The 17,024-nt window shown below is 31.5% G+C and carries 20 protein-coding genes and 1 tRNA gene; 10 read left to right on the top strand and 11 right to left on the bottom strand.

Annotated elements, in window-relative coordinates; genetic code table 11:
• Window positions 1–206 precede the first annotated feature (206 nt).
• Window positions 207–950, top strand: a complete 744-nt coding sequence (gene truA, locus AADI82_RS06935) for a tRNA pseudouridine(38-40) synthase TruA (RefSeq protein WP_341215720.1) — start codon at window positions 207–209, stop codon at window positions 948–950.
• Window positions 951–2,717, top strand: a complete 1,767-nt coding sequence (locus tag AADI82_RS06940) for an ABC transporter ATP-binding protein (RefSeq protein WP_341215721.1) — start codon at window positions 951–953, stop codon at window positions 2,715–2,717.
• A gap of 4 nt (window positions 2,718–2,721) precedes the next feature.
• On the opposite strand, the gene AADI82_RS06945 is transcribed toward AADI82_RS06940, so the two are convergent.
• From AADI82_RS06945 to folP, 4 genes are read right to left on the bottom strand one after another with little or no spacing between them, the layout of a single operon-like run.
• A complete protein-coding gene (locus AADI82_RS06945) occupies window positions 2,722–3,507 on the bottom strand; it encodes a DUF3667 domain-containing protein (RefSeq protein WP_341215722.1) in 786 nt (261 codons plus the stop codon).
• The gene (locus AADI82_RS06950) at window positions 3,507–4,292 is read right to left on the bottom strand and encodes a diadenylate cyclase (protein ID WP_341215723.1); all 786 of its coding nucleotides are present in this window, start codon (window positions 4,290–4,292) and stop codon (window positions 3,507–3,509) included. Before AADI82_RS06950 ends, AADI82_RS06945 begins: the two co-directional genes overlap by 1 nt.
• Before the next feature lie 35 nt (window positions 4,293–4,327).
• Window positions 4,328–5,008 (bottom strand): hypothetical protein, encoded by a 681-nt coding sequence (locus tag AADI82_RS06955; protein ID WP_341215724.1) that lies wholly within the window; start codon window positions 5,006–5,008, stop codon window positions 4,328–4,330.
• A 5-nt stretch (window positions 5,009–5,013) separates the two neighbouring features.
• Window positions 5,014–5,838, bottom strand: a complete 825-nt coding sequence (gene folP / locus AADI82_RS06960; protein ID WP_341215725.1) for a dihydropteroate synthase — start codon at window positions 5,836–5,838, stop codon at window positions 5,014–5,016.
• Between the two features lie 148 nt (window positions 5,839–5,986).
• Here folP and AADI82_RS06965 point away from each other — a divergent pair, with 148 nt between their 5' ends.
• The 6 genes from AADI82_RS06965 to AADI82_RS06990 all read left to right on the top strand — a co-directional run bounded on the left by AADI82_RS06965 (window position 5,987) and on the right by AADI82_RS06990 (window position 10,536).
• Window positions 5,987–6,550: a DUF1599 domain-containing protein gene (locus tag AADI82_RS06965; RefSeq protein ID WP_341215726.1), complete on the top strand. Its 564-nt coding sequence runs from the start codon at window positions 5,987–5,989 to the stop codon at window positions 6,548–6,550.
• A gap of 32 nt (window positions 6,551–6,582) precedes the next feature.
• Window positions 6,583–7,893 (top strand): BT_3928 family protein, encoded by a 1,311-nt coding sequence (locus AADI82_RS06970; protein WP_341215727.1) that lies wholly within the window; start codon window positions 6,583–6,585, stop codon window positions 7,891–7,893.
• Window positions 7,894–7,966: 73 nt separating this feature from the next.
• The gene (locus AADI82_RS06975; protein ID WP_341215728.1) at window positions 7,967–8,449 is read left to right on the top strand and encodes a TlpA disulfide reductase family protein; all 483 of its coding nucleotides are present in this window, start codon (window positions 7,967–7,969) and stop codon (window positions 8,447–8,449) included.
• Window positions 8,450–8,526: 77 nt separating this feature from the next.
• Entirely contained in the window at window positions 8,527–9,276 is a 750-nt protein-coding gene (gene tpiA / locus AADI82_RS06980) for a triose-phosphate isomerase (protein ID WP_341215729.1), read from the top strand.
• 133 nt (window positions 9,277–9,409) lie between these two features.
• Entirely contained in the window at window positions 9,410–10,246 is an 837-nt protein-coding gene (gene prmA / locus AADI82_RS06985; RefSeq protein ID WP_341215730.1) for a 50S ribosomal protein L11 methyltransferase, read from the top strand.
• Between the two features lie 14 nt (window positions 10,247–10,260).
• Complete coding sequence (locus tag AADI82_RS06990) at window positions 10,261–10,536, top strand: ATP-dependent Clp protease adaptor ClpS (RefSeq protein ID WP_341215731.1); 276 nt, start codon at window positions 10,261–10,263, stop codon at window positions 10,534–10,536.
• Window positions 10,537–10,567: 31 nt separating this feature from the next.
• Here AADI82_RS06990 and AADI82_RS06995 read toward each other — a convergent pair whose 3' ends face one another.
• The 6 genes from AADI82_RS06995 to AADI82_RS07020 form a co-directional block, all read right to left on the bottom strand.
• A complete protein-coding gene (locus AADI82_RS06995; protein WP_341215732.1) occupies window positions 10,568–10,837 on the bottom strand; it encodes a heavy-metal-associated domain-containing protein in 270 nt (89 codons plus the stop codon).
• 3 nt (window positions 10,838–10,840) lie between these two features.
• Window positions 10,841–12,253: a rhodanese-like domain-containing protein gene (locus tag AADI82_RS07000; RefSeq protein WP_341215733.1), complete on the bottom strand. Its 1,413-nt coding sequence runs from the start codon at window positions 12,251–12,253 to the stop codon at window positions 10,841–10,843.
• A gap of 106 nt (window positions 12,254–12,359) precedes the next feature.
• Window positions 12,360–13,151 (bottom strand): sulfite exporter TauE/SafE family protein, encoded by a 792-nt coding sequence (locus AADI82_RS07005; protein ID WP_341215734.1) that lies wholly within the window; start codon window positions 13,149–13,151, stop codon window positions 12,360–12,362.
• On the bottom strand, window positions 13,152–13,565 hold the full coding sequence (locus AADI82_RS07010) for a DUF6691 family protein (protein WP_341215735.1): 414 nt from the start codon (window positions 13,563–13,565) through the stop codon (window positions 13,152–13,154).
• A 2-nt stretch (window positions 13,566–13,567) separates the two neighbouring features.
• Entirely contained in the window at window positions 13,568–14,122 is a 555-nt protein-coding gene (locus AADI82_RS07015) for a YeeE/YedE thiosulfate transporter family protein (protein ID WP_341215736.1), read from the bottom strand.
• Between the two features lie 225 nt (window positions 14,123–14,347).
• Entirely contained in the window at window positions 14,348–14,977 is a 630-nt protein-coding gene (locus AADI82_RS07020; protein WP_341215737.1) for a Crp/Fnr family transcriptional regulator, read from the bottom strand.
• 82 nt (window positions 14,978–15,059) lie between these two features.
• On the opposite strand from AADI82_RS07020, the gene AADI82_RS07025 reads away from it, so the two are divergent.
• Together AADI82_RS07025 and manA are read left to right on the top strand one after the other, a co-directional pair.
• Window positions 15,060–15,133 (top strand) — tRNA-Arg (locus tag AADI82_RS07025).
• 163 nt (window positions 15,134–15,296) lie between these two features.
• Entirely contained in the window at window positions 15,297–16,499 is a 1,203-nt protein-coding gene (manA, locus tag AADI82_RS07030; RefSeq protein ID WP_341215738.1) for a mannose-6-phosphate isomerase, class I, read from the top strand.
• 13 nt (window positions 16,500–16,512) lie between these two features.
• On the opposite strand, the gene AADI82_RS07035 is transcribed toward manA, so the two are convergent.
• Window positions 16,513–16,665, bottom strand: coding sequence for an SsrA-binding protein (locus AADI82_RS07035; protein WP_341215739.1), 153 nt, complete (start codon window positions 16,663–16,665; stop codon window positions 16,513–16,515).
• Between the last annotated feature and the right edge of the window lie 359 nt (window positions 16,666–17,024).

Genomic DNA, 17,024 nt, shown 5'->3' on the forward strand with positions numbered 1-17,024 from the left:
ATAGTGTTTGTTGGTAAAGTTATAATAATTGTTGCTAATTTGATGACAAACTTTTTCCTCGCTATGACTTTTTAAAAAGATATAGAGAAAAGCCCGACCCGATAGGGTAACGCCAAAAAAATCTTTTAATATTTAATTAAGACAACTGTTTTCGTTAGGAAATCAAATCTGCATATCTTTGTTAGTTCATAAAAAGAATAAACAAATTGCGGTATTTTATAGAACTTTCTTATAATGGTAGTGCGTATCATGGTTGGCAAAATCAGCCCACAGCCATATCGATTCAAGAAGTTTTAGAACGCGCCTTATCTACAGTTTTAAAAACATCAATTTCTGTTATGGGTGCAGGACGAACAGATACAGGAGTGCATGCATCGCAAATGTTTGCCCATTTTGATTTTAATAAGGCATTAAATGATACAAACATAATATTTAAGCTGAATTCGTTTTTACCAAAAGATATTGCTGTACATACTATTTTTAAAGTAAAAGACGATGCGCATGCACGTTTTAATGCGTTAAACAGAACGTATTTATACAGAATAACTTTAAAGAAAAATGTCTTTACTTTTAATGATACGTTTTATGTGAAGCAAGCTTTAGATATTGAAAAAATGAATGAAGCTTCGAAAATTTTATTCGATTATAAAGATTTTCAATGCTTTTCGAAAAGTAATACCGATGTAAAAACGTATAATTGTACTATAATGAAAGCGGAATGGAGTTTGGAAAATAACGAACTATGTTTTACAATTAAAGCCGATAGGTTTTTACGAAATATGGTACGAGCTATTGTTGGCACAATGATTAATATTGGTTTAGGTAAAACTACTATTGAAGATTTACACACTATTATTAAATCTAAAAACAGAAGTGAAGCTGGTTTTTCGGTGCCTGCGCAAGCCTTATATTTAACAAAAATTGAATATCCAGACGATATAAAACTATAAATGAGTAAGAAGAAAGAACATATTTTCGACGTAAAGTTATTCACACGTCTTTTTCAATATATAAAACCTTATAAAGCTGTCTTTTTTGGGCTGTTATTGTTAGTGGTGTTGTTAGCTATTTTTGGTGCCGCAACGCCTAAGATTACTCAATATGCTATTGATGATAGTATTGCTGGTGATAACCCAGATAAATTTCTGTTTTACATAACCATTATGTTAGGGGTTTTAATTTTGCAAACCGTATTTCAATTAACATTTATCTATTATGCGGCTTGGTTAGGACAAAATTTAGTCATGGATGTTCGTGTAAAATTATTTAATCATTTACTTCGTTTTAAAATGAAGTATTATGATAACTCATCGGTTGGTGTTTTAATTACACGTGCTGTAACCGATATGGAGCGTATCGCAGATATTTTTGGTCAGGGTTTGTTTATGATTTTTAGAGATTTACTAACCATGTTAGTCGTTTTCGGGTTTATGGTTTATACGAATTTAAAGTTGAGTTTAATTGTGTTACTCATGTTGCCACTATTATTATATGCGACTCGTATTTTTCAGAAATACATGAAAAAAGCTTTCGAGGAAGTAAGGAATGAAGTATCTAACTTAAATTCCTTTGTACAAGAACGGTTAACGGGTATGAAAATATTACAGCTTTTTACTCGTGAAACCACAGAGTATAAAAGATTTAAAACTATTAACGAACGTCATAAAAAAGGTTGGTTAAAAACCGTTTGGTATAACTCTATATTTTTTCCTTTAGCAGATTTATCAAGCTCAATAACCATTGGTTTGGTAGCGTGGTACGGCGGCTTAAATGTAGTTTTAGAAGGCAGTGTAACCAAAGGAACTTTGATTGCTTTTATTATGTTTATCCCTATGTTATTTAGACCGCTTAGGCAAATAGCAGATAAGTTTAACACACTACAAATGGGTATGGTTGCTGCAAACAGAGTATTTAAAGTTATTGATACAACCTCGCAAATTGACGATACAGGAACACATGTTGCTGAACATTTTAAAGGCGATATTGCATTTAAAAATGTTTATTTTAGTTATGTTGATGATGAAGAGGTTTTAAAAGGTATTTCCTTTAACGTAAAAACTGGAGAAACTATTGCTATTGTTGGAGCAACTGGTGCTGGTAAATCGACAATTATAAATTTATTAAATCGTTTTTACGAAATAAAAGATGGCGTAATTGCAGTTGATGGTATTGATATTAAAGAAGTCACTTTAGCCTCTTTACGTACGCAGATTGCAGTAGTTTTACAAGATGTGTTTTTGTTTGCAGATACTATTTTAAATAACATTACGCTTAATCATCCAGAAATTACTGAAGCTGATGTGCAACAAGCAGCAAAGGATATTGGAATACATGATTTTATAATGAGTTTACCAAATGGCTATCATTATAATGTAAAAGAGCGCGGTGTAATGCTATCTTCCGGTCAGCGTCAACTCATTTCGTTTTTACGTGCTTATGTTACCAATCCGAGTATTTTGGTTTTAGATGAAGCCACATCTTCGGTCGATTCGTATTCAGAACAACTCATTCAAAATGCGACTGATAAAATAACAAAAGGGCGAACGTCAATAGTTATTGCTCACCGTTTAGCAACCATAAAAAAAGCGGATAAAATTATTGTGATGGACGCTGGCGAAATTGTTGAACAAGGTACTCATGACGAACTGCTTAAAAAAGAAAACGGGTATTACAGAAACCTATACGAAGTTCAGTTTTTAAAGGAGGAAATGGCTTAAAAGATTATTTGGGTATTAAATCTTGAATTGATATTTCACCTGTTAGAAATAAAATTACTATAGTTATTATTGAAATACCCATATAGCCAATTAAAAAAATCAACAAAAACAGAGGAACTCTCCAAAACAAAGATTTTAGATTGTCCATAGAATTTTTGTAGGAAACATAAATACAAAACAATATCATCACCAAGGAGTAAATAAGTGCTACATCTATATAAAATTGTGGGTTTGTAAGTAGTGTTATTATTGAATAAATCGAACCAATAATACCAAAACTAGTTAACGCATATATTGAAATTACAACATGTTCTGCAAAATTATATTGCTTTTTATTAAAAAATAAATAACTAGCAAATGCTAGAATGGGAATGTAAAATAAAAAAAGTATCGAACTATATTCCATAGTTGAAGCCATTATTTTTTCAGTTCCTACACCACCAGAGCTTGTCTGTGCGTAGCTTATTTTTGAAAAATCAATACTACTCCATGCTACTTTTTTCATCAAGAAAAGAATAAATCCAGATAGTGTAAGCGTGATTGCAAGCATGCTTACTGGATTTAAATATTTTTTCCGAATTCCAGATATATAACCACCACAAACGCTTTCTGGTTTGATAATCATATGTCTGATTGTTTTTAAAAATGTGTTATCTAAATTAAAATAACGCTCTAAAAAATCATATGTTAAACTTTTTGGAGTCAATCTATTCCTAATAATTTTAGACCCACAATCTGGACAAAAACTAAAATCGGTTCTTAGTGTATTGTTGCAGTTTCTACAATTCATTAAGCCAAGTCTTTTTTTATCATTTTGTTAAGCTGATCAGTGTTGTCAAAAACCACAAATTCACCATCTTTAAAATAAGAAATATGCCCTGTTTCTTCACTAACAACCAAAGCTAAGGCATCGGTTTTTTCGGTAACACCAATAGCGGCTCTATGACGTAAACCAAAGCGTTGCGGTATGTTCTTTTCGTTATTAACAGGAAGAATAACACGTGTTGCTTTTACAATATTATTGCTAACTACTATAGCACCATCGTGTAGCGGACTGTTTTTAAAAAAGATACTTTCTATAATGGGTTGAGTGACTTTAATATTCATTTCGTCTCCAGATGACGACAAAAAATCAAGATTATTATTACGTTCGAAAACAATTAGCGCCCCTGTTTTTGAGGCTCCCATTTTAACACAAGCCGAAATAATGGCATCTACATTGGTTTCATCTCCAGTTTCGTTTTTTATAAAATTAAATTGTTGTAAAAATTTACGTCGCCTACTAAAATTAGTTGAACCGACCATAAGTAAAAATTTGCGGATTTCGGGTTGAAATACCACAATTAAAGCAATAATACCAACTTTAATAAAACCACCAAAAATGCTAGTTAGGAGTTCCATTTCAAGAAAATCGGTTAATCTCCAAACTAGATAAATGATGATGATACCAATAAAAATATTAATGGCAACAGTACCTTTTATAAGTTTGTAAATGTAGTAGAGCAGTAGGGCTACTAAAATAACATCGATAATATCGACAACTGTAAATTTTAAAAGGTCTTTAAAAATTTCCAAAGGCAGTGGGTTTTGGTAAATTTAGTAAAATATGGTTAATAAATAAATTCGTTATTTGAAATGTCTATTGATTCTTTTTCAATTGATAAAATTAATGACTTTAATGAGATGTAATCTTGAAAACTTATTGAGCTATTAAAATTCAAATACGCTTTTTTAGAATTATTATTATTCTTTTTTAAATCATTGATAAAATTATTTTCATTTGTTTGAAATATAAACGGATCAGAATTAGGGTTTATAATTGTTATGTTTTCATTGGAGTTAAAATTGATTCCGATAGATGATTCAGAAAGCTTTAAGTTTGAATTTTTGTTAAAATAATCATTTGAAGATTCCTTATGATAAATCACATCCGTAAACTCAATAAACCCTAAACTCTTTCTACTTGTATCATTGCAGGTAAAATAGTTTTTAGCCTTTTCGTTTTTATGACTAGAGTTTTGTTTTTTCTCTTGAAGGAATTTAATATAAGGAATGGCTTGTTTTAAGGTTAAACGTTTATCCACATTTACCAACCAATTTGTGGTAACAATTAAGTTTTTTCTGTTAAGTTGAACACTATCTTTTTGAGTTTCATCATAAAATAAATAAGCAGCAGAAACATCCTTAATATCGGTAATTTCAGAATGCGTTATTTCTGGTAGTAAAATCACTTTTTCTTTTCCACAGGAAAAGAAAATAGATAAAATAATTAAGAAAAATATATGCTTCATAATTTCTAACAATCTAACAATCTAGTCAATTTAATACACTCCATAGCTTCCTTAACATCGTGCACTCGTAAAATTGAAGCGCCTTTTTGTAATGCCACTGTATTTAAAACGGTTGTACCATTTAAAGCATTACTAGCTGAGGTTTCTAAAGTTTTATAAATCATAGATTTTCTTGAAATTCCTGCAAGTATAGGCTTGTCTAGCATTTTAAATAATTCTAATTGGTTTAAAACTTTAAAATTCTGCTCTAAAGTTTTTGCGAAACCAAAACCAGGGTCTATAATCATATCAATAATACCTAATTGTTTGGCAGCTGCAATACGTTCAGAAAAATAAAATATGATGTCTTTTATCACATCATCATATTTAGTTTGCTCTTGCATGTTTTGCGGAGTGCCACGCATGTGCATCATAATATAAGGCACTTTTAAATCAGCGATAGTTTGTAACATAGCATCATTTAATTTTCCTGCCGAAATATCATTAATCATACAAGCACCTGTTTCAATGCAGCGTTTCGCAACTTCACTTCTAAAGGTGTCAATTGAAAGTAATGTTTTTGGAAATTCATTTAAAATCAAATTAACAATGGGTGAAATTCTTTTTAACTCATCAGTTTCACTAACATGGTCGGCGTTTGGTCGCGAGCTATAGGCACCAACATCAATAAACGTAGCACCTTCATTAAGCATTTTTTCAACTTGATTTAAAATGTCTCTATCGTTTTTATAAGAGCCTCCATCGTAAAACGAATCTGGTGTAATATTTAAAATCCCCATCACTTTTGGTGATGATAAATCGATGAGTCGTCCTTTACAATTTATAGTCATAATCTTAAAATTCCAATATTTAAAATATCAAATTCCAAACCTAAAACATTAAACTTGGAAGTAGAAATATAAACTCCAAAAACTTTAAACACTAAACTTTTGAACTTTAAACAATTTAAGCGAAATTTACACAAAATTGATTTTATAGATGCAAGATACTTCAAAACAATACGATGCCGTAATAGATGCCTGTAAAAGTTTGTTTGTAAAAAAAATGGGCGATTACGGAAGTGCATGGAGAATATTACGTTTACCATCATTAACCGACCAAATTTTTATTAAAGCACAACGTATTAGAAGTTTGCAACAAAACGATGTAAGAAAGGTTGATGAGGGCGAAGTAAGCGAATTTATCGGCATTATAAATTACTGCATTATGGCTTTAATTCAGTTAGAAAAAGGGGTTGTTGAACAGCCAGATATGTCTACTGAAGAGGCTATAAAATTATACACCGAACAAGCGGCAATTACCAAAAAACTCATGGAAGATAAAAACCATGATTACGGCGAAGCATGGCGCGATATGCGAGTAAGTAGTTTAACCGATTTGATTTTGCAGAAACTCCTTCGTGTAAAAACTATTGAGAATAATAAAGGTAAAACCATTGTTAGTGAAGGTATTGATGCCAACTATCAAGATATGATAAATTATGCAGTTTTTGCTTTAATTCATTTGAATGAAGAGTTGTCCCAAGATCTTAGATTACCTTGAAATTACACTAAAAGAACTTTTTCCAAGAAAACATGAAAACATTAGTAGCATTAAGTAGAATATTCGTTGGCGTTTTATTTATTATTTCAGGATTTATAAAACTAAATGACCCTTTGGGGTTTTCGTACAAACTAGAAGAATATTTTAGTGCAGACGTTTTAAATATGGAGTTTTTAATTCCGTATGCATTGGGTGTTTCGGTAATTGTTGTGGTATTCGAAGTCGTTTTAGGCGTGTTTTTATTAATAGGCTACAAGCCTAAATTTACCGTTTGGAGTTTGTTAGCAATGATTGTGTTTTTTACATTCTTAACCTTTTATTCGGCGTATTTCGATAAAGTAAAAGACTGCGGTTGTTTTGGTGATGCTCTAAAATTAACACCATGGGAAAGCTTTACAAAAGATATTATTTTGCTGTTTTTTATTCTCATTTTATTCTTTGGTGTAAAACATATTAACCCCATTTTCAGTAAATTACTAACAACCGTTTTGGCACTTTTAAGTTTTGTGTTTAGTTTATGGTTTGGGTATCATGTGCTTATGCATTTGCCAACAATAGACTTTAGAGCGTATAAAATAGGAAACAACATTGCAGAAGGTATGAGCATTCCAGATGATGCACCAAAAGCTATTCAGGAATATACATGGACATTTAATGTTAACGGCGAAGAAAAAGTAATTATAACAGATGGTAGTTATCCAACCGTAGACGGCGACTATGTAGGTGTTGAAACTAAAGTTATTAGAGAAGCATATCAGCCACCAGTTTTAGATTTTTCAATAGAAACAGACAATGAAGATTTAACAGAGTACTTTTTAGGCGAAGAAAATCTAATAGTAATTATATCGTATAATTTAGATAAAATTGAAAAAGAAGGCGCTTTAAAATTAAAAGCATTACAAGATGAAGCCATTAAAAAAGGTTATAAAGTTATAGGATTAACAGCATCTGGTAACGATGTAAAGCAACGAATTAACGAAGCTTATAATTTGAATTTCGATTGGTATTTATGCGACGAAAAAGCACTAAAAACAGTAGTGCGCTCAAATCCAGGGATTTTAGAACTAGATGCTGGAACAGTAAAACAAAAAGTGCATTGGAATGATATTGATTATTTGGAGTTGCCAAAAGTTGAAAGAAAGCCAGAACCAAAAAAAGCTAAAGGAATTATTGCCTATTTTATCAATGACGAACCTTCAACTAAACAAGAAGTCGAGGCTTTAGACACCACGTTGATTGAAAGCGTTAATGTTAATAAAAATCCAATAGCATTAAAAGAGTATAATAATGAAAATAATACAGCTTATACTGGAATTATTGAGGTTATACTGAAAAATAAATAACTCAATTCGCAAAAAAATATTAGTGAATTAGTAGTAGCAAAAACAAAACAATTAACATTATAAAATGAAAAAGATGAATTACTTAATAATTTTATTATTCAGTATTTTTAGCTGTAATACAGAGGTTCCAACACAATTCTCTACAGAAGCATTAAACGATACCTTTATAACTTTAAATGGAGAAAATATAACTTTCAAGGAGATTTTAGAAACCCACAAAGGAAAAACCATAGTTATAGATATTTGGGCATCTTGGTGTAAAGACTGTATTAAAGGCATGCCAAAAGTAAAAACATTACAATCCGAATATAAAGATGTTGTTTATATGTTTTTGTCTTTAGATAAAAGTCAAGAAGCTTGGAAAAAAGGAATTGAAAAGTACAATGTAGATGGCACTCACTATTTTATGCAATCTGGTTGGAAAGGAGCTTTTGGTAAATTTGTAAATTTAGACTGGATTCCTAGATATATGGTAATAAATAAAGCAGGAAATATAGAATTATTTAAAGCAATAAAAGCAGACGATATCAAGTTAATTCAAGCCATAAAAAAGTAGTATTTTTGTATTTAAATTCTAGATTAAATCAGAAAAACACAATACTTCAAAATATATAAAATTTAATACCAACTTACATGAGAAAACAAATTGTAGCCGGAAATTGGAAGATGAATAACGATTTATCTCAAACCGAAGCTTTGATTGCAGCTTTAAAAGCACAAACCAAAACAACCAATGCAGAAGTTATGGTTGCTCCAACAGCAACAAATTTATGGCAAGCCTATAACAGTCTTAAAAACTCAGAAATAGAAGTTATTGCACAAAACATGCACTTTGCCGAAAATGGAGCCTACACGGGCGAGATTAGTGCAAACATGTTAAAAAGTGTAGGTGTACAAACCGTTATTTTAGGACATAGTGAGCGTCGCGCTTATTTTAACGAGACCGATGATATGTTAGCTAAAAAAGTAGATGCAGCACTAGCTAATAACATGCGAGTTATTTTCTGTTTTGGAGAAGAATTAGCTGATAGAAAATCTGGAAACGAAGAAAACATTGTTGAAAGTCAAATTAAAAACGCCTTATTTCATTTAGAAGCTTCAGCATTTAAAAATATCGTATTGGCTTACGAGCCTGTTTGGGCAATTGGCACAGGCGAAACGGCAAGTCCAGAGCAAGCACAAGATATGCACGCCTTTATAAGAAAAACCATAGCAAATACATACGGAAATGAAGTAGCTAACAACCTCTCCATTCTTTATGGCGGAAGCTGTAAACCTACAAATGCTAAAGAAATTTTTTCAAAACCAGACGTAGATGGTGGTTTAATAGGAGGAGCAGCACTTAATGCCGACGATTTTTTTGCTATCGTAAACGCATTTTAAAATATTATTTTGGGCGTTACCCCAAATAAAAATTTGGGGTCGCGCTTTCCGTTATATCTTTTTCTCGTGCCTCAAAAAAGGATGTCACTTCAATCGCTAACGCACACATTTGCAAAAATAAATAACATCACCAATGTCAAATACAATTTACATAGGTTATTACTTTAAAGTAAAACCATTGCAGCCAGCGACCGAAATTTTAATAGCAGAATTAGGTTATGCAGGGTTTGAAAGCTTTGTAGAAAACGAAGATGGTGTTACAGCATACATTCAAAAAGAAGACTGGAACGAAACCATTTTAAGCGATATTCAAATATTAAAATCCAGTGAGTTTAAAATTAGTTACGAATTTAATGAGATAGAGCAAGTAAACTGGAATGCAGAATGGGAAAAGAATTTTAATCCAATTGTTGTAGATAATTTATGTTCTGTTCGCGCACCATTTCATGAAAAGCCAAACACCAAATACGACATTATTATAGAACCCAAAATGAGTTTTGGCACAGGGCATCACGAAACCACACACATGATGATTCAGCATATATTAAAAAACGATTTTACCAATAAATCAGTTTTAGATATGGGTTGTGGCACTGGCGTTTTAGCAATTCTTGCAGAAAAGAAAGGCGCAAAACCAATTGATGCTATAGATTACGATAACTGGTGCTATCTAAACAGTATTGAAAACGTACAGCGTAATAATAGTAGTCATATCACCGTTTTAGAAGGTGATTCGAGTTTGTTGGTAAATAAGTCTTACGACATCGTTATAGCAAATATTAACAGAAATATTTTATTACAAGATATGAAAACCTATGCGGCTAGCTTAAACAAAAATGGCATGTTGTTTTTAAGCGGATTTTATGCTGATGATATTCCTATCATAAAAACTGAATGTGAAAAGTATTTGTTAAAATTTGAAGAAAAATTAGAAAGAAACAATTGGGTTTCGCTAAAATTTTTAAATTAGTATAAAAATTACCAATGAGTACAAGAGAAAAAACATCAGAAGAATTACTTTTACAAGAAGAAGTAGTAACTCAAAATGAGATTGTGCTTTACAATGATGAAGTTAATACCTTCGATCATGTAATTGACACTCTTATTCATGCCTGCGAGCACACACCAGAGCAGGCAGAACAGTGTTCGATTATTGTACATCACAACGGGAAATGCACCGTTAAAACAGGTGAGTATAAAGATTTAAAACCACGCTGCTCCATGCTTCTCGAAGCAGGTTTAAGTGCTGAAATAATATAAAAAAAGGTTCTGATTTAATCAGAACCTTTTTTTATTTACTTATTCTTCCTACAGCGCAACTCACAAAAGATTTTGCTTTTGTAGTTAAAGCGTTTTTTTCTCCAACGATAGGATAGCCAAGTTTTGCTAATAAAGTTTTAGCTTCAGTAAAACTCTCTTCAGTTAAATAATTAAATGAAACAGAATCATTTGTGTTATCAACATTAATTTTAGATAAGTGATTAAGTTCACCTAATTTAGTTATAATGGTGTTAGCACAGCCACCACATTTTAAGTTTTGTATTTTTAGAGTAACTTCCATGTTTTATAGGGTTGAAGGACAAACAAAATTTGATATTGGTAAATCGGTGTTTTTAAGTGCTACAAATCCGCCAGCAACATCTACTAAATTATTAAATCCACGTGCTTTTAAAATTGAAGCTGCTATTACCGAGCGATAACCACCAGCACAGTGTAAATAATATGTTTTGTCACTATTAATAGCTGTCATGTTATCATTAATAAAATCTAATGGAAAATGTTGCACATTATCACCTTCTAAATGTTCAGATTTATATTCGCCATCTTTTCTAACATCAAGAGTGCTAATGTTTTCATTTTTAAATCGCTTAGAAAACTCTTCTGCCGAAATAGACTCGATAGTTTCAATATCTTTTCCAGCAGCTTTCCATGTTTCCATGCCACCATCTAAATACCCTAAAGTATTATCGTAACCCACACGAGACAATCGTGTAACGGTTTCTTTTTCTTTTCCTTTTGGTGTGACTAGTAAAATGGGTTGTTTTAAATCGGTAATTAGTGCGCCAACCCATGGTGCAAAACCACCATGAATACCAATAAATATGGAGTTTGGTATATGTCCTTTCACGAAGTCTTTTTCGTTTCTAACGTCAAGTATTAAAGCATCTTCTCGATTGGCAATAGCTTCAAAATCTTCAGCATTTAAAGCGACATCGCCTTTTTGTAAAACGGTTTCAAAAGTATCGTAACCCGATTTATTCATCATTGCATTTTTTGCAAAATATTGAGGTGGTGGTGGAATACCATCAAGCACTTCTTCTACAAATTCTTCTTTTGTCATATCAGAGCGCAAAGCATAATTGGTTTGTTTCTGTTCACCAAGAATACCAACAGTTTCTTTACTTAAATTTTTACCGCAAGCCGATCCTGCACCATGTGCTGGATAAACAATAACATCGTCTTCTAAAGGCATAATTTTATTGCGTAACGAGTCATATAACATTGCTGCTAAATCTTCTTTAGTAAGATCTGATTTTATAGCTAAATCTGGTCGACCAACATCACCTAAAAATAAAGTGTCACCCGAAAAAATAGCATGATTTTTACCATTTTCATCAATTAAAAGGAAGGTTACCGATTCTAATGTGTGCCCAGGTGTGTGTAATACTTTTATGGTTACATCACCCAATTTAAACTCTTCATTATCTGTTGCTATATAGGCGTCGTAATCTGTTTTTGCACTAGGTCCAAAAACAATTGTTGCACCTGTTTTTTTTGCTAAATCGACATGGCCAGAAACAAAATCTGCATGAAAATGTGTTTCAAAAACATATTTGATTTTAGCATTTTCTTTATTTGCTTTGTCAACATATTGTTGTGTTTCACGTAATGGGTCAATTATTGCAACTTCGCCATTAGATTCAATATAATATGCACCTTGAGCTAAACAACCTGTATAAATTTGTTCTATTTTCATTTTATAAACTTTTTCATTTCTGCGAAATCGAAAATCATTTCAACATAATAATCATTCAAAAATATGAAACCAAATTGGTCTCATTTGTGACTTTTGTCACATTCCTTTAATTGGTTTCTTTATATATTATATAAACTGCCATAATTAATGTGAAAAATCCGAAGCTTTTTTTAAGTTTTTTTCCACTTATAAATTTTGAAAGAAATACACCAATTATAATTCCAATAACAGAAATTAAAGTGAAAGTAAGTAGAAATATCCACTCAATTTCGAGGGTTTGTATATCGCCAATAAAGCCTATTAACGAATTAATAGTAACGATAATTAATGAAGTTCCTACGGCTTTTTTCATAGGGATATTTGCCCAAAGCACAAGTGCAGGTACATATAAAAATCCGCCTCCAGCACCAATTAGTCCTGTAATAGTACCGATTATTAACCCTTGAATAAAGGTTTTGTAATACGCTTGTTTTTCTGTTATAACATCTGGTTCTTTTTTGTTTTTTATCATAGAAATGGAAGCCAAAAGCATGATAATGGCAAAAAATACCATGATACTCATTTCTTTTGTTAAAGAGAAACTCCCTATGGTAAAAAGGGTGTCTGGAATGCCTGGAACTAAATATCTACGTGATAAATAAACGGCTATAAACGATGGAAAAGAAAATGCTAAACCTGTTTTAAAATCGACTAAGCCTTTTCTATGTTTTTGGTACGTACCAACCATAGATGTTGTGCCAACAACAAATAAGGAATATGCTGTAGCAATAATGGGGTTATAGCCTAATAAATAGACTAATAAAGGTACGGTAAGTATGGAGCCACCACCTCCAATTAGCCCTAAAACTAAACCAACTATTAATGCACCAAAGTATCCTAAAAGTTGTGTAGTATCCATTTAATGAGGTAATTTGTCTTTTAAAATACCGTAAATAAATGTACCCAATAAAGCGGCAGCTATTACAATAAGCATACTAAAAACACCAGTGCCTAACAATATATACATTGGTCCAGGGCATGCGCCAATAAGTGCCCAGCCAAATCCGAAAATAGTGCCACCAACAATATACCTAATGAGTCCGTTGTCTTTTTTGGGAACAATAATATCTTTGCCTTTAATACTTTTTATATATCCCTTTTTTGAGATTTGTATAAACAGAATGCCTGTTGCTATTGCTGTTCCTATTATACCATACATATGAAAGGATTGAAAACGAAACATCTCATAAATACGATACCAAGAGACGGCTTCAGATTTAACTAGCACAATACCAAAGAAAATACCAACTAATAAAAATTTAAAAAACTTCATAACTAAAAAATTAAAGGTAAAAGAAGGTTAGTCATAATTAATCCGCCAATAAAAAAACCAATAACGGCAATTAGCGATGGTTTTTGTAAACTACTTAAACCGGTAATGGCATGACCAGAAGTACAGCCGCCAGCATATCTTGTACCAAAACCAACAAGCAACCCACCAATAATTAATAATAGTAAGCTTTTTGAGGTTAATGTTTCTAAACTGAATATTTCGTTTGGTACTAATGTTGCGCCGGCATTTTTAAATCCCATTTGTTGTAATTCGGAAATGGTTTCTGGATTTAAGTCTGTAGCTACATCATTGGATAGGTATTGTGTTGCAATGAAACCGCCAATAATAGCTCCTAAAACGACCATTAAATTCCAAATTTGATCTTTCCATTTGAATTTAAAAAAATCTGAAAATTTGCCTGCCCCTCCTATTGTACATAGTGTTTTGAGGTTTGATGACATGCCAAAAGTTTTTCCGAAATAAAGTAATAATGCCATTACTAAGGCTATTAATGGTCCTGTAATATACCAAGGCCAAGGATTTAAAATGTATTCCATAATTTGTAAATTAAAGAGGCAAAGATAAATTGATTATAGTTTTACTTTGCAATAAATGTTACTTAATGTGTTTTAATTGCTTGTTATGGTATGCGTGTGTTGCGTTAAGGGATTGAACGGTTCGACTACACTCACCACAGGCTAAATGTTTGAAATCCTTTTTGCTTTTTTGTAAAAATATTGAGTAGTGAAAGTCCGACCTTTAGGTAACGCCCAAACGTGATGTTATAAAACTTCAATTTTATTTCTGCTTAACTTGATTTTTTTATCGTTTTCGAATTGTTTGAGAAGTCGCGAAATTACAACACGAGAGGTGTGTAAATCTTCTGCAATATCGAGGTGTTTTACAATAATGGTTTTGGAATTGTTGAGCTTTGTTTTATTAATTAAGTATTTATATAAGCGCTCATCCATTCTCATAAAGGCTAGATTATCAATAGTTTCTAGCATTTCGTTAAATCTTGTTTGGTAGCTTTCCAGAATAAAATTTCTCCAACTCTCGTTATTGTGAAACCATTTTTGCATAACGTTAACTGGAATCATAATTAAGCTTGAGTCTTTTTCTGCAACAGCACGAATTTTACTTTTTGAAGCTCCCATGCAGCAGGTAAGCGACATGGTACATGTTTCTCCAGATTCTAAAAAGTAAATGAGTAGCTCGTTACCATCATTATCCTCTCTAAGTATTTTTATGCTTCCACTTAATAATAGTGGGATATAGTTTAGCGTTTGATTAATATCTATTATGATATCTTGCTTTTTAAAGGTTTTAAAAATACCTGATAAATAGATTTCTTCGATAAGATTATCATCTAAAAGATGATTAAATTTTTGTTGTAATAATTGCTTTGACATATTCAAAAGTAATGAATTACAAATTTGAAATAAATATTTGGTACAGTTTTAATAAAAATACTATATTTGCACCCACAAAAAAGGCCTCGTGGCGCAACTGAATAGCGCACTTGATTACGGCTCAAGAGGTTACTGGTTTGAATCCAGTCGAGGTCACGTAATAAAAATGCAACATACTATTAGGATGGTTTGTTGCATTTTTTGTTTTAATATGCTTTTTTTAAAAATTTGTTAATTTGTATTAAGCTTTTCCTGTTTTGTTTCGCTTTTGATATGTTTAGTTTTAAATTTGCACAGCACTAATCAATAATAAAAATAGATGTCGAAATTATTTGCTTTAAAAGGGAAAATTCAAAATTACGCTTGGGGTGGAACTAAATTTATTCCAAATTTATTGGGAATTGAAAGCAATCACGATAAATGTGCGGAATATTGGTTAGGTGCTCACGTAAACGCACCTTCTGTAATTTCTACTGCGAGTGGTGGTCAAAACTTAGATAGTTATTTGGCATCTCATAGTATAGAAAGTTTAGGAATAGAAGTTGCTAAAAACTTTGGTCGATTACCTTTTTTATTTAAAGTGTTAGATGTAAATGATATGTTATCCATTCAAGTACATCCAACAAAAATAGAAGCTGAAAAAGGGTTTAAGCGAGAGAATGAATTAGGAATACCATTAACAGCATCTCATAGAAATTATAAAGACGATAACCACAAACCAGAAATTATGGTGGCACTTAGTGAGTTTTGGTTGCTACACGGGTTTTTATCTAAAGATAAATTAAACGAAAGATTAAATGAAACCCCAGAGTTTGTTAATTTATTACCAGTTTTTAAAACTGAAGGTTATTTAGGTTTGTACAAAAAAGTGATGGAGCAATCTACTGAAGAAACCAACCGTATATTAACGCCGTTAGTAAACCGTATTATGCCTCTGTATTCTGAAGGAAAACTAGACAAATTGAGTCCCGATTATTGGGCAGCAAAAGTGGTTGATACAGCTCCAGATAAAAATATTTTAGACAAGGGGATTTACTCCATTTATTTTTTTAATATAGTTAAAGCAAATAAAGGAGAGGCTATTTTTCAGGATGCCGGAATTCCGCATGCGTATCTTGAGGGGCAAAACATGGAGCTTATGGCAAATTCAGATAATGTTTTACGCGGCGGATTAACACCAAAGCACGTTGATGTTCCTGAGTTATTAAAGCATATTGCTTTTGAAGAAACTATACCTAATGTAATGCAAGGAAATTTACAAGAAGATAGTATTGAACGCATTTATAAAACGCCAGCACCAGATTTTGAATTGAGTAAAATAGATTTAAAAAAATCTGATACTTACAAATCTAAAGCAAAAACAGCTCAAATTTTAATTATAATTGATGGTGAAGCAGAAATTGTAGAAGGCGATAATGTGTTAGCTATTGGTAAAGGCGAATCGGTTTTTTTAGAAGCAGATTGTAAATATAGTATATCTTCAAAGTCTAATGCAACTCTATATAAAGCGACTACACCTTAAAAGCTGTATTAACTTAATCTAAAGCATTTTTTGTTACATAAACACGCCAACCAAAAATTGCCATTTGTAGTTTTGTGGCTTTAGCTAAATCTAATCGTTTTTTGGTATAACTTGGTAATATTGCTTTATTAACCTTGGCTAAAAATTTGAATACTTGCTTTTTCATGTTTTAATCCTTCAATAAAGGTAAAAGTAGTAAAACTTATTCTAGACTAAGCTTTACTTTTTTTGAAATTATATAATCGAAAATATAATGAAGATAATATCGACTATAATTTTAGCAAGAGTGATCATAATTTTAAGGTTTTAAAGGTTAATAATTGGTTTAATATTATCAATGTTTTTTGAAGATATATATTTGAAGTTATGTTCACCAAATGTTTTTAGCTAAACCTGTGAAATTGAATGCTATTTTGTAATCAAAAAAATGTTTTTTATTTCAATATTTATGTGACTCTCTTAATCAAAGTTTTATTATGTAATATAAAAATATGTTTATTGTTTTAATATGTAATAATTGTAGGT

Source organism: uncultured Wocania sp. (assembly GCF_964021735.1).
Taxonomy (GTDB): Bacteria; Bacteroidota; Bacteroidia; order Flavobacteriales; family Flavobacteriaceae; genus Wocania_A.